Below are 23,188 nucleotides of genomic sequence, written 5' to 3'. Positions count from 1 at the left end.
TTTGCACGTATCACCTTTCATTGCTTGTTTCTAGACAATTCAAGTATATAGAAATCGGTGATTACGTGCTTTTTTATTTATGAAATTTTTTCAAACCCCAACAAATATTATAGAGCCATAAATAATGCATCAAGTCGAGTTGAAATTTAAAAAAATCAAGTTCGTAAATAACAGATGAAACTTCTAAAAAATAGATAAACTCAAAAAAAATCAAAGCACGTAAAAAACAAATCAAACCGCGTAAAAGTAGTGCGAAACCGCGTAAAAAGTACCGCAAACCGCGTAAAAAGCAGAGAAAGCGCATAATAAAATCAAAGCACATAAAAAACTAATCAAACCGCGTAAAAGTAGTGCGAAACCGCGTAAAAAGTACCGCAAACCGCGTAAAAAAGCAGAGAAAGCGCGTAAAAAAATCAAAGCACGTAAAAAACAAATCAAACCGCGTAAAAGTAGTGCGAAACCGCGTAAAAAGTCCCGCAAACCGCGTAAAAAAGCAGAGAAAGCGCGTAAAAAAATCAAAGTACGTAAAAAACTAATCAAACCGCGTAAAAGCAGTGCGAAACCGCGTAAAAAGTACCGCAAACCGCGTAAAAAAGCAGAGAAAGCGCGTAAAAAAATCAAAGCATGTAAAAAACTAATCAAACCGCGTAAAAGCAGTGCGAAACCACGTAAAAAGTACCGCAAACCGCGTAAAAAAACAGACAAACCGCGTAAAAGAATCTACGCAAAGGAATTATCAAACCACTTAAAACACTCCTAAATTCCAATTAACACATACTTAACAAAAAAATTCACCAATCTAGAAATATTTCCACTCTCTAAATCATATGTAATATGTATGAAAAAAATAAAATCTTATAAAACCTTACTAATTGTCGCATCAATTTTTTGTTTTATTGCTGGACTCTTTTTCTTCCCATTCGTTTTTAGGCAAACAGAGCAGCCAAATAATACTCAAACCGCTGCAGAAACACGCGAGATAGTTGATAATGCATGTGAAATTACAATCACTGTCAGCGGTAATGACATACCAATGGATCTTGAGGAATATGTCATTGGTGTTGTTGCTGCTGAAATGCCTGCAAATTTTAATCTCGAAGCATTAAAGGCACAAGCCATTGCAGCAAGGACATATGTCTTAAAAACTACGAATTTTGGACAAGAACAAATTGAACCAACCGTAGAGAAACAAGTTTTTTATGATGACGATACTAGAAAGGAAAATTGGGAAGCATCCTACGAAGAATACGAAAAGAAGGTTAGACAAGCAGTTGAAAGTACGGCTGGGGAAATTATAAATTACAACGGTGAACTGATTACTGCCATGTTTCATTCGATGAGCAATGGAATGACAGAAAGCGCAAAAAATTATAGTGGAGCTGATCTTCCATATTTACAGTCAGTAGCAAGTTCAGACTTCCAATATGCAGATAATTATGAAACAGAAAAAGTATTTACCCTAAATGAATGGAACCATCTATTGAATGTAAATTGGACAATCGATCACTTTAAAAATTTACGATTGAAACGAAATGATACAGGGAGGGTAGAAACAGTTACAATGCAGGATAAAGAGTGGACAGGACGGGAAATTCGAACACTTCTAGACCTGCGCTCGACAGACTTCAGAATAGATGTCGAAAATGGACAAATTGTTGTCACTACAGAAGGGTACGGCCACGGTGTTGGAATGAGTCAATACGGCGCTGATGCCATGGCTGACAACGGTGCAACAGCACACGAAATATTGCAGCATTATTATAAAAACACAAGTATTGAAAAAATAAGTTGTAAATAATAGAAATTTTTTTCCAAAATGTGTTTAGAAATGTAAAATATTGTTCACACTTCAATCAGAGGTGATGAACATGAGAGAAGAAAAACAATTTAAACCTTCTCCAAATAAAAACAGTTGGCAGAAAAAGCCGTGGTTTTGGCCGTCGATCTATGCAGCAATTGCTGTGGTGCTAATCGGTTTAATTTTCAGTTATAATGCAATTATAGGTGATGAAGAAGAGGAAGAAGTTGTACAAGAAAATACTTCTGAAGAGTCAACAGTCATTGAAACTAATGCTCAAGTAGAAACATTGAAATATCCTTTCAATGAAGAGCAATTAGACAATGTAGAAGTATTACAAGACTTTTACGATGTAACTGCTGATGCAGAAACTCGTGAAAATGCACTTTTAGTGTTTAACCAAACATTCTCTACCTCATCTGGTGTGTCCCTAGCTGTAAATGGCGAGCCTTTTGAAGTACTAGCTGCAATGAGTGGTGAAGTTACTGAAGTAAAACTTGATGCATTCACTGGAAATCAAATTGTAATCACACACCCAAATGGTATGGAGACACGATATAGCTCTGTAACAGATATCCTTGTAAAACAAGGAGATACAGTAGTACAAGGTCAACCATTAGCAACTACAACTGAAAATGAATGGAATCCAAATGCTGGAATCCACCTCCATTTTGAAGTATTAGAAAATGGAGAACATGTAAACCCAAGAAATTACCTAGCTTTTTAATTTAGTTGCTTAAGAAAACGTCCATATCCTCAAAAGCGTTAAGCTTCACTTGCAACCTTGCAGGAGTTTCAATGTCTTAATGAGGTTAATGGGCGTTTTTGCAGTTTTCTTACTAAAAATGGTTCTGAATTTCCGAAATATCTCATATTGTGAATAAACGTTTAAATCGCTAGTTGCAAAAATTTCAATGAAACACTCGCAATATGTACATGTTGAAAAAAACACCTCTCGTTAGCAAAACGGCACATTCTTATATCCGATAGAAAGGAAGAGAACGTGCACGAGCACATTAGGCATCGCTGCGTTCGGCTTGGAGAGCTGCTTATTGAAACGGGTGAAACGGTTCGTGTCCTTGCGAAAATGACGGGCTATTCGAAAAGTACAGTCCATAAAGATTTAACTGAACGACTATTCCTAGTTAATGAACAATTAGCAAATGAGGTAAAAGAAATTTTAGCATATCACAAATCAATCCGTCATTTGCGGGGGGGCGAGGCGACACGTAAAAAGTGGCAGTCCCGACAACACTGAAAGAGCATTTAGTTTGGCTTTAAAAGTCAACTAAATGCTTTTTTACTATGTATAAAGTCGTAGAACTAAAAATGGTAGAAAAATAACCCTATATTCCTTAAATAAGGAAATTTGCTTAACAAATTAAGATGTAATTAATATTCGAATATGATAAAATATTCAAGATAAAGATAAAAGATACTTGAACGTGAAAAAGTTGGAAATAGCAGGAAGGAGAAATATAATGTTGTCTAAAGACATTGGTATCGACTTAGGAACAGCAAATGTGCTTATTTATGTAAAAGGAAAGGGAATTGTACTAAACGAGCCTTCTGTTGTTGCAATCGATAAAAATAGTAATAAAGTACTTGCTGTAGGTGAAGAAGCACGTCAAATGGTAGGAAGAACACCTGGAAATATCGTTGCGATACGTCCATTAAAAGATGGCGTTATTGCAGATTTTGATGTAACAGAAGCGATGTTAAAATATTTTATTAATAAACTAGACTTAAAAGGAATGTTTTCAAAACCACGCATATTGATTTGCTGTCCAACAAATATCACAAGTGTGGAACAAAAAGCAATTCGTGAAGCTGCTGAAAAATCCGGCGGTAAGAAAGTATACTTAGAAGAAGAACCAAAAGTAGCTGCAATTGGTGCAGGAATGGACATTTTCCAGCCAAGCGGCAACATGGTAGTTGATATCGGCGGCGGTACTACAGACGTAGCAGTCCTTTCTATGGGAGATATCGTAACAAGCGAATCAATCAAAGTAGCAGGGGACGTTTTCGATAACGACATTTTGCAATACATAAAAAAAGAATACAAACTATTAATCGGTGAACGTACAGCCGAATCAATCAAAATTAATATTGGAACTGTTTTCCCAGACAGCCGCAACGAATCGATGGAAATTCGTGGCCGAGATATGGTAACAGGTTTACCAAGAACAATTACAATCCATTCATCTGAAATTGAAAAAGCATTACATGAATCCGTGTCATTAATCGTACAATCTGCGAAAAATGTATTAGAGAAAACACCTCCTGAGTTATCAGCAGATATTATCGATCGTGGAGTAATTATTACAGGCGGTGGAGCGTTATTGCACGGAATGGATCAATTATTAATTCGCGAATTAAAAGTACCTGTTTTTATAGCGGACAACCCAATGGACTGTGTAGCAATTGGTACGGGCTTAATGCTGGATAATATTGATCGTTCACCTGGTTCTAGAATTTAAAAAATCACATAATTCAATAATCTTTGGCGGAGTTTTAATAGGATTTATTTAAAAAAGAGGTGAATTCGGTTGTTTAAAGGATTTTATACTGTTGCAACAGGGATGATTGCACAACAAAGGAAAACAGAAATACTAACAAACAATATGGCAAATGCTAATACACCTGGTTTTAAAGCAGACCAATCTACAATTCGTTCATTTCCAGATTTGCTGCTTTCAGCAATCGGCGATACAAACATTCCAACTGAAAAAGGCTTGAATATCCGAAATCATGATCCAATAGGTGCATTAAATACAGGCGTGTACCTGCAAGAAACCCTTGCGAACTATACACAAGGATCAATCTATGAAACGAGTCTTACAACTGATTTTGCTCTAATTAATGGAACAATGCCAATTGACCAAGAATCTGGTCAAACAGGCACAGTTTTTTTCCGACTAGAGCATCCTGAGGATGGAGAAGCCTATACTCGAAATGGGAACTTTACATTAGATGGACGCGGTTACTTAGTGAATAGCCAAGGATTGTATGTATTATCTAATACAGGGCAACGGATTCAATTGCAAGATGATAATTTCCAACTATCACAAGACGGAAATATTTACGTGAATAATCAGCAAGTAGCAACATTAGGAATTTCCTTCTCTGCAAATCCAGACGAACTGTTAAAGCAAGATAACGGTTTGTTCCGAACAGTTGATGGTGAAAATCTTCCAACTGCCTACGGACAAGAAGGCGTTACTTTTGCGATGCAACAAAGCTATTTAGAAGGCTCAAATGTAGATTCAGCACAATCAATGACAGATTTATTAACAGCCTATCGTGCGTTTGAAGCGAACCAAAAGGTACTTCAAGCATATGACAAAAGCATGGACAAGGCGGTAAATGAAATCGGCAGAGTTTAATCACCTAAGAGTGGAGGATTATAAATGCTTCGTACAATGATCACAGCTACCAACACATTAAATCAGCTGCAAAGTCAGATTGATACAATCAGCAACAACATTTCAAACAGCAACACAGTAGGGTATAAAACAAAAGAAGCCCGTTTTTCTGAGCTTTTGTATCAACAATTTAACAATGATGAAATGGATACAACAATCCGACAATCACCAGTTGGAATTCGTTACGGCGTTGGTGCTAAAATAGGTCAAATTCAAACAAACCATGCACAAGGGAATTTACAGAACACGGATCGTGATTTAGATCTTGCATTTACAAAAGAAAAACAATATTTCAATATCCTTATGCCTGATGAAAATGGTCAACGAGTCGTGTACTCCCGCCAAGGTGACTTTTACGTTTCACCAGTTGCAAATGGACAGGTTATGCTTGTAAATGGGGATGGCTATGCAGTAGCAGATTCTAACGGGCAAGCGATATACTTCCCTGACAATGTGAAAAACTTCAACTTAACAAATGACGGAATGTTATTAGTCAACTATGAAGATGGTGAAACACTAAGCTTTGAATTAGGGGTTACAGAACTTCAAAAGCCTCAAGTTATGGAGCATGTTTCAGGTACATATATTGCTTTGCCTGCGAATTTAAATGAGTTAGGATATAATCAAGGTGACGTGTTAACAAATTTACAAGGTGCTGCGCGAAATGAAATTGGAATTGCAAAGGGCAAGCTTGAAATGTCAAACGTTGATCTTTCAAAAGAGATGACAGACTTAATTAATGCTCAGCGTTCATATCAGTTCAATTCACGTGCAATTTCAATTGCCGATCAAATGCTAGGATTAATTAACGGAATTCGTTAAATATGTTGCAACTAAAAGCAGTGTTTTAAAAGGGGGAAAAGTGAATGACAAATGAAACAAAAACCAATTCCGTCCCTCAAGAAAGAAAACAAAAAAGAAGCGATAAAACAAAGGAAACATCTATACGTTGGATGAGTTTTCGTCTATTTCCAATATGGTTAAGATTAGTTTTTATCCTTCTCTTACTTTTCATTGCAGCATGTGCAGGGCTGATGATTGGATATGGCGTTATTGGAGACGGTGAGCCGTTAGATGCTCTAAAATGGAAAACATGGCAGCACATATTAGATATAGTAAATGGGAAAGAATAGATAGTATAAGTTATTAGTTGCTCACTCTAATGCCTAGTTAGATTTGAGCAACTAATTTCTGTATTTGATTATCCCTATTTAAATTAAGCAATTGTTGAAGTTTTATACTGTTTTTTTATATTGAAAAATTTTGGGGGTTTTAAGTGAATGTTAACAGCTGATCAAATTCAAGAAATTTTACCACATCGCTATCCATTTTTATTAGTGGATCGCATTATTGAAATCGAAGAAGGCAAACGAGCAGTGGGTATCAAAAACGTTTCAATTAATGAAGAGTTCTTTAACGGACATTTTCCCGGCTATCCAATAATGCCTGGTGTTCTTATTGTTGAGGCGCTTGCGCAAGTAGGCGGCGTAGCATTATTAAAATCAGAAGAATTTAAAGGACGTCTTGCATTTTTAACTGGTATTGATAATTGCCGATTTAAACGTCAAGTAATCCCTGGAGATCAATTAAAATTAGAAGTAGAGTTTGTTAAACTACGCGGTGCAATGGGGAGAGGCCATGCTGTAGCTACAGTTGATGGCGAACTTGTTTGTGAAGCGGATATTTTATTTGCAATTGGCCCTGTTCAACCGAAGTAAGTTTTTTATCCTTTACTAATAAAATTTAATAAAAACCATGAATTTGCAATTTATTAGTGAAGGTTATAAAATAAAAAGGTTCGATTAGGTTTACGTATTGTTTTGCTTTTTAAACGTAGGAGGTTAAAAAATAGATGTATAAACAGTTATCTTCAGGCGTAAAGATAAGCATCACTAGATCCATCTCAACGTCTTTTGAATCATATTTAGCAAGTATCGGTTGGGATGAAGAAAAATTCTCGATGGAAGATTTTGTAGCAAACTGGCAAAAATATTTTACTGAAAATGCTGCTTGGTTTGACAAAGTTCCTCAAGATGTTTTAGTGAGCTCAGAGTTCCATGAAGAGATTGCAAAAAAAATCGATGAAACGATTGAAAAAGTATTAAATGAAAAACCGACGAAAAAACAAATTGACTCAATTGAAAAGCTGCAAAAACAACTTGGTACAAGCTATACGTATGGTTGTAAAGCAGAGGCTGCATATATTGAACAATTATTAAAAGAAAAGTTAAATAATAAATAAGACCCTGTCTCATTACATTATCCTTTGATGCATAAAAGTCGCAAAAAGGATTTTTTCTTCCATGTCAGGATATTGAAGAAAATCTAAAATAGACTCGTCTTTTTTAGGATAGTTCCCTCCTTTGTCGGGCACTCTATAAATAATCACATCCGTATGTGATGGAGTGTAAAACTTGAAAGGAGGGAACATTTTTTATGTGGAAAAAGTCCGTATTCGCCTTCATGCTTGGTTCAGCATTCCTAGTTGGGTGTAATATGAATGATGACGACGCCGCTGACGATAATAATGTAGTTGATGAGGTAGAAGAAGATGTCAACCAAGGTGTCAATGACGTTGAAGAAGGTGTCAATGACGTTCTAGATAATGATAATGGAACGAATGGCAACAACGGGACTGATGACGGTGTACTAAATGGAGATGACAATCTAAATGGTACAAACGGAACAAATGGTGCCGATAATGGTGCTGTTGACAATGATAATGCTTCCAATAGCAACGGTGCTGGACAAAACGGCGCTTCTGGTACAGTAGAAAATAACGATGAACGCATCCTAAACGATAACCAAGAAGACATCATTGAAGACAACAGAGATGTCCAAGATCGTGACGCACAGGATGAATAATAAAGAAATCACCTCAATAATGAAAATTGAGGTGATTTCTTTTCTTTTGATGGATGTAATTTTTATTATGAAAAGACTATTGATACTCCGCCTTATAAAATAAAAAATTACGATTCCTTCAATCTTGGACGTTCACGCATGCCTTGTTTAAAGCGCAGCAGCAATTCATCGTTTGGCAAGTTTTCATTTATCAACATTTTTAGCAGCTGTTCTGCGTATTTATTTCGTTGAGTTATAATTGTTCCTTTTAATAAAACCGTAATACGATCCCCGATTTCACGGATGTCACTTACAATTACTTTGAATGGTGCAGGTTCATTATCCGGAAAAGAAATGATGACATGAACTTCTAACACTTCACCAGATGCTTTGTACTTTTGAAATGTAGATTGATATTCCTTGGAAATAAACAGCTCTAATATCCAAGATTTATGACTATTTTCTTGGTTTATAACAATCCCGTCGATTATTGGTATATTTTGTCCCCCATTTTCACTTATCAAATCAAACGAGAGCATTTTAAAAGTCTTCATCATTCACTATCCTCCTGCAGAATTTAGTTATATTAAGTATAACATAGAAAAAATGTGAAATTTATTATTTGCCTATATCAATTAAAAATCTCTTATTACTTGCTATTTCTATATTTAACGGAAAAATATGTTATTTGACCTTTGTTGAAAAAAGAAATTTCAACTAGTAAAATGAAGAACATTCTATTTTTCAGATTTTGCCAATTTTTGTATTACAAATTATGATAGTGGCGAAGGAAATGGAAGGAGGTGATTCAATGAATCAAGTCGGACTAGTCGGTCGAATAACGAGAGATCCTGCTTTAAGACCGCTAACTGATAATCGACTACAAACAAGCTTCGTATTAGCAATTAATCGAAACTTTCGAAATAGCCAAGGTAATGTTGATGCTGATTTTGTTCTTTGCATTGCATGGGGAAGGCTTGCAGAGAGAATCGTACAATATTGCGGAAAAGGATCATTGATTGGAATTAACGGACGTTTACAATCACGATCTTATACCAATAAGGAAAACTCGAAAGTGTATACTACCGAAGTTGTTGTCGATGATGTCCGATTTTATGCATTAAAATCCCGTTCAGATCAAGGTGATAAAAATGTCAATCAGGAAGTGGAAAAGCATTTTGTACTTCCTGAAAAAAATGAAGCATTACCTGTTCCTTAGTAAACGGGAAGTTCTTGTGGAAGTTGTTTAAGAGTACTTAGGTATGCAAATTTGGAAAAGTTTATTTGCAAAGGAGGTGATAAATTCATCACTGCTGCTGACCGCACAGTAGTGATCCCATTTCTCCTAACTCTACATAAGTACCTGCCATCTATAAGGTTCCAAAGTAGAGGACTAACAACTGAATATAGAATTTGGAAAAAAGTGAAAAAGGATAACGAGACCGCAAAAAAGGGTCACCTCAATGAGGTGACCCTTTTTCTGTACCGAAAGCGAAGCGACAGGCATGAAACCCTGATATAAAAATATTTTCAAAAATAAAGAAAGATGCCCAGAAAGTTTGGAATACAGACTTCTGCAACATCTTTTTTATAACAATTATCTCACTCCGGCAGTATCCAACATTAATAAATCCATCAATTCGTCTTCTTGAAGCTCTGTTAACCAATTGCTTGATTGAATGAGTTCTTCTGATAATGCTGATTTAATTTCAATCATTTTATCGATTTTTTCTTCAATGGTACCAATGGTAATGAATTTATGCACTTGAACAAATTGTGTTTGACCAATCCGATATGCGCGGTCTGTTGCTTGGTTTTCAACAGCTGGATTCCACCAACGATCTGCATGTAATACGTGGTTTGCCGCAGTTAAATTTAATCCTGTTCCGCCTGCCTTTAATGATAGTAAGAAAATCGGAAATTCCCCGGCTTGGAATGCATCTACTAAACGGTCACGCTGTTGCTTCGGCATGCTTCCCGTTAAGAAAGGCACATCGATGTCATAAAGCTCTGAGAAACAATGCTGAAGTAAATGTCCCATTCCAATATACTGCGTAAAAATAATACATTGCTCTCCATTTTCAACAATTTCTGCCGCTAGTTCAACAATTCTTTTTAGCTTTACCGAGCGATTGAGCATAGTTTTAGCATCATCAAATGGCTGTTTTAAATAAAGCGCAGGGTGATTACATAGCTGCTTTAGCTTACTAAGCATTTGCAGCACCCGGCCTTTTTTCTCAAAAGCAGTCATTGTTTCTAGCTGAGCCATTGTGTCTTCAATATACCCCTCGTAAAGTGCTGCCTGTTCATTTGTTAAAGCACAAAACTCTTTCTTTTCTTGCTTATCAGGTAAATTAAGCATTAGATCTGGATCATTTTTAGTACGTCTTAACAAGAATGGACGAATTTTAGAACGTAAAATTTGTTTATGTCGCTCAGATTCATCACGTTCAATCGGAACAATAAATTGTTCCTGAAACTTTCCGAAGCTGCCTAAATAGCCTTTGTGAATGAAATCAAAAATCGCCCACAATTCAGAAAGTCGATTTTCAATAGGAGTTCCAGTTAGGGCAATATGATGCTTTCCTTGTAATTTACGGATTGCACGAGATTGTAGTGTTTGCATATTTTTAATGTTTTGGGCTTCGTCTAAAGCTACTGTGGCCCAATCAATATACTGTAAAAACTCAATATCTTGTGAGATTGTTCCGTAAGTAGATAACACCACTTTTGGCTGCTCTCTCTCAATTAAGTTAGTAAAGGCTTCGTCTTTTAGGCGAGAAGAGCTATAGTGAGTATGCACTTTCAAGTTTGGCGCAAAACGAGATAATTCTTTTTGCCAATTTCCTAAAACGGACGTAGGACAAATAATTAATGTTGGATGATGTTCACCTAACGAGTCATACGTATGAAGCAAATAGCTTATTAGTTGAACGGTTTTACCAAGCCCCATATCATCAGCTAAAACAGCTCCAAAATGCTGTTCACGCATAAAAGCAAGCCATTCAAATCCTTCTTGTTGATAAGGTCGCAGCTCTGCTTGCAAGCTTTTCGGTGTTGAAATGTGAGGCAGCCCTTTTTTATGCTGCAGTTGATCTACATAATCTTTTAATGAACGCTGCATTTCAAATGCAAATAAAGGATCGTCACGTTCGTCATCTTCCTCTTCCTCAACTGGGGCAGATAGTTCTTCTGGAAGCTCACGGAACAATAATTCGCGAACAGTCCAGTTTTCCTTTTCAGCTTGGTCCATTAGCTCGCGAATTTCATTCATCCAATTTGCGTCCATTCGGAACCATTCATTGCCAATTTGTATAAATTCACGATTTTCATCTACAATTTTTCGGAATTCTTCAGGACTAATTTCCTCACCATTAATTGAAAGCTGCCATTTAAATGATAAAATATCATCTAAGCCTGCGACAGAACGTTGAGATTGATTACTTGCACTTACACGAACTCGCATTTTTGTTTGTTTTAATTCTTTTAACCAAGCAGGGAGGATAACTTCAAACCCAAGTGCACTAAGCTTTGCAAAGTCATCCCGTAAAAGTTTTCGAATATCTGATTCTTCTAATGTAACGTGTAGAAATGTATCAGATGTAACGTTGGAATGGCTTAAATCCATTAATTCCAACATTTGTTTTTGTAAATTAGTAATATCATCTGCAAACGGCAACCACTTATCAGGGAGTGCCCGTTCAATAGGCAAACGACGTTTTCTAACAGCAGGAGTCCAAAGTTTTGGCGTTTTTACCGAGCTTAAAACTGTTTCAAGAAGCCATTCTGATGATGTATCTTCAGGCTCGCTTAATCGGAGTGCAACTTTTACATTGCCGACTGATCGCTCTTTATTCAATGGCCAACCACCATCTTTAAAGAAAGGTAGTAAGGCTGGTATATCTCCTACTGTTAATCCAGCGAATGCTAGCTTTTGTATAACAGCAGTAGTAAGAATTGAAGCACACTCATCTAATTTAACCTCAAATTTTCCATAGGCTTTTTGAACAAACTCATCTTCAGCAAATTGTGCAGGTAAATCAAACGCTATATTGACTGTCCCTTCATCCTCTTGTATGACAGCATAATCCCAAAGTGCACTATTGTTCCAAACTAGCTGAAGTGCATTTATGGTAGAAAGGAGCAATTTTGATTGTTCATCCGCTCCGGTTTGTTGAATAAACGGATGTTGGTATGCTGGAGAAAATAAATCCATTAATTCTGAGACTGTCAATCTAATTTCATTATTTTCAATAGTTCCATTTAACCCATAAAAGTTCGGTTCATAGCGATAAAATAAATAATGCGACCAGTCCGTGGTAGGAAGAATCAAACCATCTTCATTTACTGCTGCAACAGAAAAGAAACCTGGTTGTTGTTCATCGAGCTTTAACCGAAGTAACTTCGTAAATGGTGTTGTAAATTGAATATCTGTCATACCAGTAAATTTCCTTTCTCTAATTCTTCTTGTAATGCTCTCAAACGTTTATATTGCTCACGCACAGTTTGGATATAGTCTGCCCAATAGTTTGTTTTACCGCTCTTTTTTGCTGCGGACTTCATCATTTTCCAAATACGAACTGCTTGCTTGTAATTCATACGTGATTTTTGTTTCACTTCTTCAAGTGCATAGTAATGATAAAGTGGAAGGGTTACTTCTGGCGCCTCATCCAGTACTTCTTTTAAACCACAAGTCTCTAAGTAAGAAATGGATGATGGGTATAATTGATGAAGAGCTGCCCAATCCTCATATCGTTTTGTTTTTAATAAATAATTTGAGTAAGGCTGAACTCCATAAACTCCAAATGCTGAATATAGCATTAATTCCTCATGTTCAGTTAATTTAATTTTGTCAAATAATAAATTAATATGACGCACTGACATTTGACGTTGCTGAGGCAATAAGTGGTTATTTATAAACTCATTTAAATAAGGAACCGTTGCCTTTAAAATCATTTCTCCAGCAACTTCATCATTATGTGAAAATGAAAACTTCGCTAAACCTAAATAAATATCTAACTGTTCTGGGCGAATTGTAGTTAAAATTTCTCTTAATTCATCGTAGTTTTTAAGTAATATATGAAAAAGAGCGAGCACTGTTGGAAGTGGAACATCTTCACTTAAATTTGGATTTGACGAAGGACTTTCAATAAGGTTTTGAATTATATCACTTTCCTCTTCAATCCGTTTTCTTTCGATAAATATAGTATCCCAAAATAATAAATATAAGTTCAGTCTTCTGCTAATATACTCTTTTCGTTCAAGTAAAAGCTCTCGAACTAATGATTGCAATACATCAAAAAAAGGATCAGTTGCAAAAAGACGGGATTTTCCTGAGATTTCATGTACATAATTTTGAATTGTTTCAAATCTTCTATCGAAAAAGTATTCAAAGTAATCATTTTTTAAATTCGTACCTGTTTCAAAAATATGTAGCCATAATTTATTAAGCACAGCTACTTCCATAAAAAGGTTGTATATCGGCTGCCATTCTCGTTCAAAAGGCAAGTGCTTTTTTAATTTACTAAGTGCATTTTCAGTAATGTTTGAAATGAGGAATTGCTCAATTTGACGCCCTTCAGGCAATAAATGCGACATGACTTCATTGACCATTCCAAGCCAGTTTTCTGGTGTTCTCTCCGATGCTAATAAATGCAAGTTGACTCCCTTTTTTGCACGCCATTTTGCCGACCAGTCTTGGACAGAATCAAGGTACTGAAAGAGTGAAAGAACTACACTGACCTTATGACGACACCAATTTTGTTGAGGACAGCTGCATTGAATGACATTACTATTGAAGTGAACCGTCACTTCTGTCGGGCGAACATCTTGGACAGCAGTATATAAAACGCTCGTTGTTGGGATGTAGCGTTCGAACACAACCGATTTGTTTCGCACGGCAAACAATGCGCGGCGTACAAGCTCTTCATCTTCGGTCACTGAAGGATGCAACGTCCGCTCAATTTGTTCAAGTTGTTCTAAAATAAAATTTTTATGTTCATGCGCAAGTGATGAAACTGATAACCCCATACCATCGCTCCTAAAAAAGTCTGTCCTTCCATTATAACTTGAAATATAAGGATTGATAAGCAAAAGGATTGTGTCTGCTCAAAGATTGCTTATAAATTTTTGAATGGAGATTTTTAAGGTGGAGATATTTTGGTGAATGATACGAAGTGTTTTGTAAGCAAATTGATGAGGGAGCCTTAATGGGAAAAAGAACGTACATTTAATTTCCTAGATGAATATAATACAAATTAAAAATATGCCCTAGGTGACTTTCATAATTTATTAAACTCTACGTATAAAATACAAGGGTGCGAGTAAAACACCAGCTTCCCTCTTTAATAGCAATCGTTTATGCCTAATGTTTTAACATTTTAAGGAGGAGATTATGAATAGAATAATATATATTCTCGGGCTTTTATTTTTATTAAGTGCTTGCAGTAGTGAAAAGGAAGAGATGACGAATTCAGCTGCTTCAGAACAAAAAGAAATTAAAACAGAAGAAAGTAATTTAAACGAACAAACAGAAGAAAAAGCTTTAGAGGAGATTACTTTAGAAAAAGCTATTGAAATTGATCACTATAACCTGTACTTAATTAATCAAATAGTTGGCTCTGTTGATATGTATTACTACGGAAACTTTGACTATTTCTATACGATGAACCCTGAACTCAGTTATGTAGAAATCGCAGATGATTTAACTAATCGCTTAAAACCCTATATGACGGAAGAATACATTGAATCCTATTACTATGACTATATTACAAATCATTGTGTAGCGTGTGATCAGCCGTTTACAGTTAGTATGGCTAAAGAAGCAGATTCTGTTGATATAACAATTCATAATGAAAATGAGTTTACTCTCCATTCAACTTATGAACCAAAATTTTTACAAGACGGTGGGACTGTTGATACAACTTATTTAAAAGACAATGGCCAATGGAAAATCCATGAGACAAATGTTGAAATTCAACCATCAGAAGAATTGGAGCCACCAGCAGAAGAACAGGCTAAGCAACCCACATATACAGATTTAGGTGTACATGTAAAAGGTATAGTCGAAAATATGGTTAGTATTTATTATCAAGATAACGGCGGTGTGGATAATTTTACAAGCAATTACGATTTAAGGCAAAATCTTTTGGAAGACAAAGAGATGTATGAGAAAAATATGGACCTTATCCTAAAATATTTTGATGGCGTTTCGCCACTTTTAGATGAAAGTCAAAAAATATGGGAAGATACTCTGGAGCATTCTCTAGATGTGATCGCAAAATATGAGGCGGATAATAATAGCATTGATGTTATTTTAGGTCAACATTACAATGAAGCATTAGTAAACAGGATGTCTACAATTTTTGATAACTTCGGTGAAGAATTGCCAAAGTGGCAAGAGCAAGGAGGTCAGTAAAGGACTTTTCAAAAGGCTAGGTTCAAATAACCTAGTCTTTTATTAAATTGATATTTTCTTAATGTTTTTGAGAATTATTCTCCCAATAAGTGGTTTATTAGCTTTGTTGATTATTATAATGCATACTTGTACCTTGTACTTCTCTTTACGAGCAAAAGCCAAAAGACTACGTTATTTAAGGGCTAGCCTATGTTTCCACTTTTGCAAGGTGTATATTCGTTACTTCTCCTCATTAATCACCTCAATCATAAAACAGGAAGTATTGCCTTTGTATACTTGGAAATTAATCTATTTTTAATTTGTTTACAGAAAAGTAAAACTTATGAAATGGGTGATTTCAATGCTAAAGAAAAAAGTAGCAAACCGCGTATAAAAATCTCAGACATGCTAAGAAGAGTTATTTTAAAAAATAAATAAGAACGCAAAATACCTCCAAAAATTCAAATCACGTAAAAAAACCCCGAAAGTGCGTAAAAAACCCCGAGAAGCGCGTAAATATTGCCTGAAACCGCGTAAAAAGTCACAGACCTACTAAAAAGAAGTGACTTTAAAACATAGATAAGAACTTAAAATAAATTTAGAAATACAAACCGCGTAAAAAATCTGCGAAAGTACGTAAAAATTCCGAAAACCGCGTAAAAAAGAGGCAAACCGCGTAAATATAGCCTGAAACCGCGTAAAAAAGAGACAAACCTCATAAATATCACCTAAAACCGCGTAAAAATCCCTATAATGCTCTAAGCATGCAAATCTTAAAACATGCCGCAAAAAAAGAGCATGCTTTGAAAAATTTTCACTCAAAACATGCTCTAAAAATTCTATTTGAAATCCTAATTTCCTTAAAGTTACCGCTAGTTCAACTATCTAATATAAACCCTAATCGACTGAGATGCATCATCAATTGTTAGTGTAAGAGTGAATGAATCTCCTTCAGTTAGACCGTTTTCACCCAATTTAATCGTTGTGCTGCTAGTGCCGTTTGAAGAAATAACAACGTCATCATTTGATGAATTAACTTCAGATATAATTGGTCTAATATAATCTGAGGAGCCATCAAAGAAGATTACTTCACCAGTAGAAGCATTAATTGATAGGGGCTCATTGCCATATTGGTCTTCGATTTCAAAGAAGCCTTCTTCTAGTATTTCACTGAACAAATCACTAGTAGTTAATTGCAAATCATTTTCTGAAATATCAATTTCGATATCTTTTAATAATTTTTCACTTAATGAATTTTTATCAATCAGCTCGAATTTACCGCTAGCCTTTACATTTTCCCGAGAAATAGTAATGCTATGTGTAATTGTTTCACCAGTTTCATTAATAGTTATACGAATCTCAGCCTCATATTTATCTGTTTCATTTTCTAAAATACCATCAGCATCAATTGCTTCGGGATTTGCAGTTACACGGTTTCCTTCAATTGTTAAATATTTACTATCGGTAGTTATATTATATGCACTGCTAGGGAGTTCAACTTCATTGTCTCCAATTAAGCCGAATACTTGGATATTTGCATCATCTGATTCGATAAATTTACCATCTGAAGTAACTGCAAATAGAAGCGCATCGCTTTCTACTTTATAATCTGATATTTTAGTATCGTCATCTGTTGATCCGTTATCAGGATTAGTAGTTGGCTCTTCATTTTCCTCTTTTTCATATTCAACAACCGCCTTATATTGAATACCATCGATTTCGAACTCTACCGTTTCTTGTACGTTCTCGGTTAATGGGTTTGAAAGCGTAACATAGTGTGTAGATTGATCAGAAAGTGTAACTAATAGTTGGTTATTTGAAATGACATCAACTTGAGTTACGGAAAGATTCGGTTCTTTTATTTTTGTTAGATTGTATAGAAATTGAGCAAATTGGACACGTGTTACAATTTTTTTCGGGTTGAAAAGCTCAACTTTCGTTATATCATAATAATCTAGAACATTTATAGCTGGGCGTGCACTTTCCTTCGCTTTATATAAATCTACTACCTCATTTTTAAAAGATTGATTGTCAACGTACGTCGTATAGTCAAATTGATGAATTGTCGATAGTACATTTACAAGTACAACTGCCATATTTTCACGTGTTATTTTATCTGATGGATTTAATTTACCATTATCCCCATTAAAAATACCTTCGTCTTTTACTAATGCAGCGTACTGAAGAAGCTCATCGTTTGAATTTGAAGTTAAATCTGTAAAACGCATCTTTGTTTTATAGTCTGATGGAATTTTGTATCCATTTACAATTAAATATTTACCGATTAGCTTTACTACATCCGAGCGTGTTAAATCTTTATTCGGTTTGAATGTTCCATCTGGATAACCGCTAATTATTCCCATATCTACTAGCTCGGTTGTTATTCCTTCAAGTGAAGTTCCTTGTATATCTGAAAATTGGGCTGCACTTGCTACACCTGGAGTAACCGTTGAAGCAATCACTGTAAGAGCAGCAGCTGCTGTAAACAAGTTCTTACCACTTTTCTTAGTTTTCATATTAAATCCTCCAAAATTAATTTAGACCTAGTTCCATTCTATAATTATTTTGGCTTTGTTAAAAGAAATTAGTAATATTATATTTTTTTGGAAACATAGTCTTGAAAACCCCCAATCCTCTTTTCAATACTAAGTAAATGACCATTCAAAAAAGCCTCCTATTCAAAGTACTTTCGCATAGGAGGCAAAAGTTAATTTTCTTCTTTATTTAATTCAGAACCGCCTTTACTAAGTGCATCATCATATACTAACAAAATGGACTTTATAGCGTTTAGAAATAGGCGACGTTTTTTTGCATCTTGTGCCTTGATGAATCCTAGCAGCTGCCGAAGCTCTGGAGATTCTTGAAGCAGCTCAAAATAGGATTCGCCGAAGCTTATGATGTAACGTTCACGCAAATCTTTAGTTTGCATTGTTAAAGCTTCTACTGATAATTTCTTTTTGTTGCGCGGTCGATCGAGGAGCATATCTAAAAATTGTTCATCTGGGATGTTAAACGTTTCTTTAATTTTTGGCAGCAGATCAATAGGAATTGGACGTTGACACCTTTCATAGTTTGAGTAAGTATTTGGAACTAATTTAAGTCGATAAGCTGCTTCGCCCTGTGTAATATTTAATTCTTCTTCACGGTATTCTCTTAAGTGCTCGCCAAAGTTCATAACATCACCGCCTCACTGCATTTCATTCCTAATCCAAAATTGGGAAATTATTATATTATAAGTGTAAAATATTTCGCTCCGGGGGGAAAGAGGAAAAGGGTTCGGAAAATTATTACAATAAATTGTAAAAAAAGGAAATAGGTAAAATGAAATGGGGGAATGACAATGGTAATGTTTGAAATTTCTATACCGCAAACGAGCAATTATCAATTAGGCAACTCTGCATTTCAATGGACACTAACAATTTTGAACGACCCTAAAAAGAAACGACGCCTTCAATATTCTTCAATTAATCGCTACGAGGAAATTGGTAAAATCGAAATCAATGGCTACTCCTATGAAAAATTAATTTTTGACTTTGAAAAAGGGAAGTTACATATATCTTTAAAAGAAGTAAACCCTAATGCTATTTTAAACATATTGGAATCACTTACTATACAAACCTCTCCATCATCACAAGTTTTCCTTTTGACACGCTATCGTAAAAGACCAAATCAAAAATAAAGAGCAGCTTACAAAATAATACAAATATCGCTAAAATTCGTACAAAACAAGAAGTTTGAAATAAGAAAAGTATGGAGACTATATCATTAATATGGTGTGAAGTTCGTATGATATAAATAAATTTCTTATTTTCAAGCGACTTACTTCAAGAATATATAATGAAATCGCTTTCAACTATGTTTTGTATCGAAATTGGGAAAGCAAGAAAGCTTCCATTTTAGGAGGGATTGTATGATACAAGTGCAATTTATGAAACCCTTTTACACAAAAGTGACGGGAAAAACCCTTCGTTTAGTGTTTGCTTATCAATATTTTTCGATTGTTAAGGATGACGAACTGTTTCATTTTGTACCGGTAGAGGGGAAGGAAATGGTCATTAATCTTGATACGAAGCAAATCGAAAACCTTTCTGAAATCTTTGTGTTCCAGCGCGGCAATCGTTTTATTCGCTTGCCACTCTACCAGCTGCTGCTCATTTCAAATGTACATGAGCATTTATCACCGATTTTAGAAAAAGCCTCATCCAGCGAAGAAACGGTCAATTTGGTGCCTAAGGAAGAGGAGTCCGATGTGCAAAAGATGATCCGAAAGATGGAAGAGGTAAACTTTGAACGGTTAATTGATGAAGCATTAGAACAAAGAGATGAAAAGCGTTTCTATGAGTTGTTAGAGCAAAAAGCAAAAATGAAATGAGTTATTTTATGTTTAAGCAAGCACCACGATTTGAATATAAATCGGGGGTGCTTTCGTTTTATAGAGTTTTTGGAAAAAAGAAGCCTATTTAATAGGCCAGGAAAACTTGAATTATTGCTAAAACTATCCCGCAGCCAATAATACCAAAGAGCCAATCCTCTTTCGTTAAAGTCAAACGCTTCGATTCCTTCATCATTCTCCCTCCTTTAAAAATAAAAGCCCTTTTTAAACCTAGTATTACCAAAAAATAAAACTAGTAAACATATTTTAGATTTAAAAAGTTATTCAAAGGTAAGGTACTGCGTTAAGAATGCATTTCCATAGTATGAGTCGATAATTCATTAAAAAGAAAACGTTATGCAATGGAATTGTAATAAAAAATGTGTAGAGTAGAGACAGATTCAATCTATAAAATGCAATATGAATTCAGAAATACTGACTAAATCGCTACAAAAATTTTGAAATTTAACTTCCTTAATTTCTATTAAAATACGAAATTAATTCACACAGTGAAAGGAAAGTTGTATACTATACCGTGATTGAATAAAATTCAAAAGTTTCATATGCAAAATATAAATTTTGGACAGGCTTTTAAGAATGATACTTATTATCGGCCCAATCATACTTATCAAACCAGCTCAAGCATGAGATAAAGTGTACATGGGTATTCTTAAAAGAAACTAGTCGAAAAACAAATAAAATAGACACTCGTTCTCGAAGTTGAAAGGAAGTAACGAAAATTATGACAAAGACAGTTTGTGTTGTTGGGTTAGGATATATTGGATTACCAACAGCAGTTATGTTTGCAAACCACGGCGTAAAAGTACATGGAGTCGATGTGAATCCAGCAGCTGTGAGAAGCATTCAAGAAAAACAATTACACATTGAAGAAAACGGCTTGCAAGAGCGCCTAAATAAAGCGGTAGATGAAGGATTCCTAACAGCATCTACTACGCCTGTAGAAGCAGACGTATTTATTGTTGCAGTGCCATCACCAATTAATCCTGATAAAACAGCAAACTTAGAATATGTACGTCAAGCAACAGCATCAATTGTTCCTTATGTAAAAAAAGGAAACTTAGTAATTTTAGAATCAACTGTTCCACCAAAAACAGTAGAACGCATTATGATTCCAGAACTAGTTAAAACAGGCTTAGAAATCGGAACAGATATTTACGTGTCACACTCTCCTGAACGTGTAATTCCAGGACGTATTTTCGAAGAGCTTGTAAACAACGATCGTATTGTTGGCGGTATTAATCGCAAATCAGCAGAATTAACAAAAGAGCTTTACGAAACATTTGTGAAAGGACAAATTCACCTAACAGATGCGACAACTGCAGAGCTTGTAAAAGTAATGGAAAACACATATCGTGATGTAAACATTGCATTTGCAAATGAGCTTGCAAAAATGGCAGATTTACTAGATGTGAACATTTGGGAAGCAATTAAATTTGCAAACTTCCATCCACGTGTAAATGTTCACTTCCCAGGTCCTGGGGTTGGGGGACACTGTATCGCAGTAGATCCATGGTTCTTAGTAGAGCTTGGTGGAGAAAAGGCACAAATTATCAATATGTCCCGCAATACAAACGATAGTATGCCTAAATTTACAGCTCAAAAAACACAAGCAATTTTAAATCGCAACAAAATTGCTGGCGGTAAAGTTGCTGTATTAGGTCTTGCTTTCAAAGGAAACGTTGATGATATGCGAGAAAGCCCATCAACAGAAGTAATCGAAGAACTTCAACACCTTGGATTAGAAGTAGTATCATACGATCCACATATTAAAGAAAACAAACACGAAACTCAAACTCAAAGTTTAGAAGAAGCAACGAAGGATGCAAATATTATCTTAGTGTTAACAGATCATAACGAATTCAAAGCATATAATCCGTTAACAATTTCTACACAAAATAAAATTGTGTTTGATACGAAAAACTGCTTAAACCGCGAATCATGGCAAGAAGCTGGCTTCCAATTCCATTTACTTGGAGATGCGAAGAATAAATAATAAGCTTCGAAATAAAAATAAAATGGCAGTGTGCACTGTAATTAGCACGCTGCCAATTTTTTACTGATAATAGTATAAAAGTGAATAATGTCTAGCTCCAACGCCCAGCCCCTCGAGGTCGCTTCGGTACCTTCCCACGTGTGCGAGCACACTCGTCAGGTCCCTCCAGCGCTTGTCGGGGCTGACCAGGGCGTTTGCGCTTTTCTTAAGGACGGTTGAGAATATGAAAGAAACAGTACTTGGAATTAATGTTAATACAGAAAACTATGATGAACTAATTACGGATATTTTTAATCGAATTGAGAAGAAAGAAAAATCATTAATCGTCGCCATCAATCCTGAGAAAATTATAAAAGCAAAAGAAGACCCTGCTCTGAAAAAATTATTAAATGAAGCAGAAATTCAAATTCCTGATGGCATTGGCGTTATCCTTGCGTCTAAAATTCAAAAGGGCCAAATTACAGAGCGGGTTACAGGCGTTGATATGATGATGCGCCTATGCGCTGAATCTGCAAAACAACAAAAGCCAATCTTTTTATACGGTGGTAAACCTGGAGTAGCAGATAAAGCAGCAGAGAAACTAAAGGAACTTTACCCAGGAATTGTAATTGCAGGTACACAAGACGGCTATGAAAAAGATAATGATAAAGTCATTGCTAAAATAAATGAAGCAAAGCCAGATATTTTATTTGTTGCAATGGGCAGCCCGAAACAGGAAAACTGGATAAACGCTAATCGAGATCATCTGCACCCTACAATCTATCAAGGTGTTGGTGGTTCATTTGACGTTTTAGCTGGTACCGTAAAGCGTGCGCCAGAAGCGTTCCAAAAAGTAGGTATGGAATGGTTTTACCGATTAATGAAAGAACCAAAGCGCATTAAACGCCAAATGGCACTGCCCTTGTTTTTACTAGAGGTAGCGCGCGGATCGAAAAAGAAGTAGAATAAATTACAGCTCGTGCATTATAATGGTAAGAAAACCAGACATTACTTTAGAAGATAAAACATTTTTGCCCAAATTTATGCATGTAAAAATAATTTTGTAATCTTTGTAATATTTTATTGTTCTTTTATTACTCTGATGTTACAATGTAGTCAGTAGTAAGATTTTCTCTATGATATATAGCAATATATTTTCCCTGCAAGGAAACGGTTGGTAGCCCGAAAAGAAGGTCTAAGCAAATTTGCTTAGACCTTCTTTTTTGGGCTATTAAAAGAGGCTCTATAATATTTGTTGGGGTTTGAAAAAATTTCATAAATAAAAAAGCACGTAATCACCGATTTCTATATACTTGAATTGTCTAGAAACAAGCAATGAAAGGTGATACGTGCAAATGAA

General features: G+C 35.4%; 22 protein-coding genes. 16 read left to right on the top strand and 6 right to left on the bottom strand.

Annotated elements, in window-relative coordinates; translation table 11 throughout:
- Positions 1-231 precede the first annotated feature (231 nt).
- The gene (locus EKG35_RS16015) at positions 232-705 is read right to left on the bottom strand and encodes a hypothetical protein (protein WP_126295546.1); all 474 of its coding nucleotides are present in this window, start codon (positions 703-705) and stop codon (positions 232-234) included.
- Between the two features lie 133 nt (positions 706-838).
- Here EKG35_RS16015 and spoIID point away from each other — a divergent pair, with 133 nt between their 5' ends.
- The 10 genes from spoIID (at position 839) to EKG35_RS15965 (ending at position 8,088) form a co-directional block, all read left to right on the top strand.
- Positions 839-1,798 (top strand): stage II sporulation protein D, encoded by a 960-nt coding sequence (gene spoIID / locus EKG35_RS16010; protein ID WP_126295545.1) that lies wholly within the window; start codon positions 839-841, stop codon positions 1,796-1,798.
- A 70-nt stretch (positions 1,799-1,868) separates the two neighbouring features.
- Positions 1,869-2,525, top strand: a complete 657-nt coding sequence (locus EKG35_RS16005) for a M23 family metallopeptidase (protein WP_126295544.1) — start codon at positions 1,869-1,871, stop codon at positions 2,523-2,525.
- 276 nt (positions 2,526-2,801) lie between these two features.
- Positions 2,802-3,056: a sporulation transcriptional regulator SpoIIID gene (locus tag EKG35_RS16000; RefSeq protein WP_126295543.1), complete on the top strand. Its 255-nt coding sequence runs from the start codon at positions 2,802-2,804 to the stop codon at positions 3,054-3,056.
- 223 nt (positions 3,057-3,279) lie between these two features.
- A complete protein-coding gene (gene mreB, locus EKG35_RS15995; RefSeq protein ID WP_126295542.1) occupies positions 3,280-4,278 on the top strand; it encodes a rod shape-determining protein in 999 nt (332 codons plus the stop codon).
- Positions 4,279-4,347: 69 nt separating this feature from the next.
- A complete protein-coding gene (locus tag EKG35_RS15990; RefSeq protein ID WP_126295541.1) occupies positions 4,348-5,184 on the top strand; it encodes a flagellar hook-basal body protein in 837 nt (278 codons plus the stop codon).
- Between the two features lie 24 nt (positions 5,185-5,208).
- Entirely contained in the window at positions 5,209-6,045 is an 837-nt protein-coding gene (locus EKG35_RS15985; protein ID WP_126295540.1) for a flagellar hook-basal body protein, read from the top strand.
- Positions 6,046-6,089: 44 nt separating this feature from the next.
- A complete protein-coding gene (locus EKG35_RS15980) occupies positions 6,090-6,356 on the top strand; it encodes a DNA-directed RNA polymerase subunit beta (RefSeq protein ID WP_126295539.1) in 267 nt (88 codons plus the stop codon).
- A 147-nt stretch (positions 6,357-6,503) separates the two neighbouring features.
- A complete protein-coding gene (gene fabZ / locus EKG35_RS15975; protein ID WP_126295538.1) occupies positions 6,504-6,941 on the top strand; it encodes a 3-hydroxyacyl-ACP dehydratase FabZ in 438 nt (145 codons plus the stop codon).
- A gap of 134 nt (positions 6,942-7,075) precedes the next feature.
- The gene (locus EKG35_RS15970) at positions 7,076-7,465 is read left to right on the top strand and encodes a hypothetical protein (protein WP_126295537.1); all 390 of its coding nucleotides are present in this window, start codon (positions 7,076-7,078) and stop codon (positions 7,463-7,465) included.
- 194 nt (positions 7,466-7,659) lie between these two features.
- Positions 7,660-8,088 carry a hypothetical protein gene (locus EKG35_RS15965; RefSeq protein ID WP_126295536.1) on the top strand — a complete coding sequence of 143 codons (429 nt, stop codon included), beginning with the start codon at positions 7,660-7,662 and terminating at the stop codon, positions 8,086-8,088.
- A 107-nt stretch (positions 8,089-8,195) separates the two neighbouring features.
- On the opposite strand, the gene EKG35_RS15960 is transcribed toward EKG35_RS15965, so the two are convergent.
- Positions 8,196-8,624, bottom strand: coding sequence for a YwpF family protein (locus tag EKG35_RS15960; protein ID WP_342774124.1), 429 nt, complete (start codon positions 8,622-8,624; stop codon positions 8,196-8,198).
- 254 nt (positions 8,625-8,878) lie between these two features.
- Between EKG35_RS15960 and EKG35_RS15955 the strand changes: the two genes are divergently transcribed.
- A complete protein-coding gene (locus EKG35_RS15955) occupies positions 8,879-9,286 on the top strand; it encodes a single-stranded DNA-binding protein (RefSeq protein ID WP_126295535.1) in 408 nt (135 codons plus the stop codon).
- 378 nt (positions 9,287-9,664) lie between these two features.
- Here EKG35_RS15955 and EKG35_RS15950 read toward each other — a convergent pair whose 3' ends face one another.
- Together EKG35_RS15950 and EKG35_RS15945 are read right to left on the bottom strand one after the other, a co-directional pair.
- A complete protein-coding gene (locus EKG35_RS15950) occupies positions 9,665-12,505 on the bottom strand; it encodes a DEAD/DEAH box helicase (RefSeq protein ID WP_126295534.1) in 2,841 nt (946 codons plus the stop codon).
- Entirely contained in the window at positions 12,502-14,097 is a 1,596-nt protein-coding gene (locus EKG35_RS15945) for a hypothetical protein (protein ID WP_126295533.1), read from the bottom strand. Before EKG35_RS15945 ends, EKG35_RS15950 begins: the two co-directional genes overlap by 4 nt.
- A gap of 364 nt (positions 14,098-14,461) precedes the next feature.
- On the opposite strand from EKG35_RS15945, the gene EKG35_RS15940 reads away from it, so the two are divergent.
- Positions 14,462-15,484: a lipoprotein gene (locus EKG35_RS15940; RefSeq protein ID WP_126295532.1), complete on the top strand. Its 1,023-nt coding sequence runs from the start codon at positions 14,462-14,464 to the stop codon at positions 15,482-15,484.
- 860 nt (positions 15,485-16,344) lie between these two features.
- Here the strand turns inward: EKG35_RS15940 and EKG35_RS15935 are convergent.
- Both EKG35_RS15935 and EKG35_RS15930 read right to left on the bottom strand, forming a co-directional pair.
- Positions 16,345-17,979 (bottom strand): S-layer homology domain-containing protein, encoded by a 1,635-nt coding sequence (locus EKG35_RS15935; RefSeq protein WP_126295531.1) that lies wholly within the window; start codon positions 17,977-17,979, stop codon positions 16,345-16,347.
- A 191-nt stretch (positions 17,980-18,170) separates the two neighbouring features.
- A complete protein-coding gene (locus tag EKG35_RS15930) occupies positions 18,171-18,638 on the bottom strand; it encodes a helix-turn-helix domain-containing protein (protein WP_126295530.1) in 468 nt (155 codons plus the stop codon).
- Positions 18,639-18,803: 165 nt separating this feature from the next.
- On the opposite strand from EKG35_RS15930, the gene EKG35_RS15925 reads away from it, so the two are divergent.
- The 4 genes from EKG35_RS15925 (at position 18,804) to EKG35_RS15910 (ending at position 22,792) form a co-directional block, all read left to right on the top strand.
- A complete protein-coding gene (locus tag EKG35_RS15925; RefSeq protein ID WP_126295529.1) occupies positions 18,804-19,142 on the top strand; it encodes a hypothetical protein in 339 nt (112 codons plus the stop codon).
- 231 nt (positions 19,143-19,373) lie between these two features.
- The gene (locus EKG35_RS15920; protein WP_126295528.1) at positions 19,374-19,835 is read left to right on the top strand and encodes an IDEAL domain-containing protein; all 462 of its coding nucleotides are present in this window, start codon (positions 19,374-19,376) and stop codon (positions 19,833-19,835) included.
- 742 nt (positions 19,836-20,577) lie between these two features.
- Positions 20,578-21,849 carry a nucleotide sugar dehydrogenase gene (locus EKG35_RS15915; protein WP_126295527.1) on the top strand — a complete coding sequence of 424 codons (1,272 nt, stop codon included), beginning with the start codon at positions 20,578-20,580 and terminating at the stop codon, positions 21,847-21,849.
- Positions 21,850-22,072: 223 nt separating this feature from the next.
- Positions 22,073-22,792 carry a WecB/TagA/CpsF family glycosyltransferase gene (locus tag EKG35_RS15910; protein ID WP_126295526.1) on the top strand — a complete coding sequence of 240 codons (720 nt, stop codon included), beginning with the start codon at positions 22,073-22,075 and terminating at the stop codon, positions 22,790-22,792.
- Positions 22,793-23,188 lie beyond the last annotated feature (396 nt).

Source organism: Lysinibacillus telephonicus (assembly GCF_003966145.1).
GTDB classification, from domain to species: domain Bacteria; phylum Bacillota; class Bacilli; order Bacillales_A; family Planococcaceae; genus Ureibacillus; species Ureibacillus telephonicus.
The sequence above is the reverse complement of the archived record's forward strand: the minus strand, read 5'-3'. Positions and strand labels throughout refer to the sequence as shown.

Coding starts and splice junctions, on each gene's coding strand:
- fabZ (WP_126295538.1), top strand. CDS start 6,504: ATGTTAACAGCTGATCAAATTCAAGAAATTTTACCACATCGCTATCCA.
- EKG35_RS15930 (WP_126295530.1), bottom strand. CDS start 18,638: ATGAACTTTGGCGAGCACTTAAGAGAATACCGTGAAGAAGAATTAAAT.
- EKG35_RS15920 (WP_126295528.1), top strand. CDS start 19,374: ATGATACAAGTGCAATTTATGAAACCCTTTTACACAAAAGTGACGGGA.
- EKG35_RS15935 (WP_126295531.1), bottom strand. CDS start 17,979: ATGAAAACTAAGAAAAGTGGTAAGAACTTGTTTACAGCAGCTGCTGCT.
- EKG35_RS15960 (WP_342774124.1), bottom strand. CDS start 8,624: ATGATGAAGACTTTTAAAATGCTCTCGTTTGATTTGATAAGTGAAAAT.
- EKG35_RS15985 (WP_126295540.1), top strand. CDS start 5,209: ATGCTTCGTACAATGATCACAGCTACCAACACATTAAATCAGCTGCAA.
- EKG35_RS15910 (WP_126295526.1), top strand. CDS start 22,073: ATGAAAGAAACAGTACTTGGAATTAATGTTAATACAGAAAACTATGAT.
- EKG35_RS15915 (WP_126295527.1), top strand. CDS start 20,578: ATGACAAAGACAGTTTGTGTTGTTGGGTTAGGATATATTGGATTACCA.
- EKG35_RS15980 (WP_126295539.1), top strand. CDS start 6,090: ATGACAAATGAAACAAAAACCAATTCCGTCCCTCAAGAAAGAAAACAA.
- EKG35_RS15940 (WP_126295532.1), top strand. CDS start 14,462: ATGAATAGAATAATATATATTCTCGGGCTTTTATTTTTATTAAGTGCT.
- EKG35_RS16005 (WP_126295544.1), top strand. CDS start 1,869: ATGAGAGAAGAAAAACAATTTAAACCTTCTCCAAATAAAAACAGTTGG.
- EKG35_RS15970 (WP_126295537.1), top strand. CDS start 7,076: ATGTATAAACAGTTATCTTCAGGCGTAAAGATAAGCATCACTAGATCC.
- EKG35_RS15950 (WP_126295534.1), bottom strand. CDS start 12,505: ATGACAGATATTCAATTTACAACACCATTTACGAAGTTACTTCGGTTA.
- EKG35_RS15925 (WP_126295529.1), top strand. CDS start 18,804: ATGGTAATGTTTGAAATTTCTATACCGCAAACGAGCAATTATCAATTA.
- EKG35_RS15955 (WP_126295535.1), top strand. CDS start 8,879: ATGAATCAAGTCGGACTAGTCGGTCGAATAACGAGAGATCCTGCTTTA.
- mreB (WP_126295542.1), top strand. CDS start 3,280: ATGTTGTCTAAAGACATTGGTATCGACTTAGGAACAGCAAATGTGCTT.
- EKG35_RS15945 (WP_126295533.1), bottom strand. CDS start 14,097: ATGGGGTTATCAGTTTCATCACTTGCGCATGAACATAAAAATTTTATT.
- spoIID (WP_126295545.1), top strand. CDS start 839: ATGAAAAAAATAAAATCTTATAAAACCTTACTAATTGTCGCATCAATT.
- EKG35_RS15965 (WP_126295536.1), top strand. CDS start 7,660: ATGTGGAAAAAGTCCGTATTCGCCTTCATGCTTGGTTCAGCATTCCTA.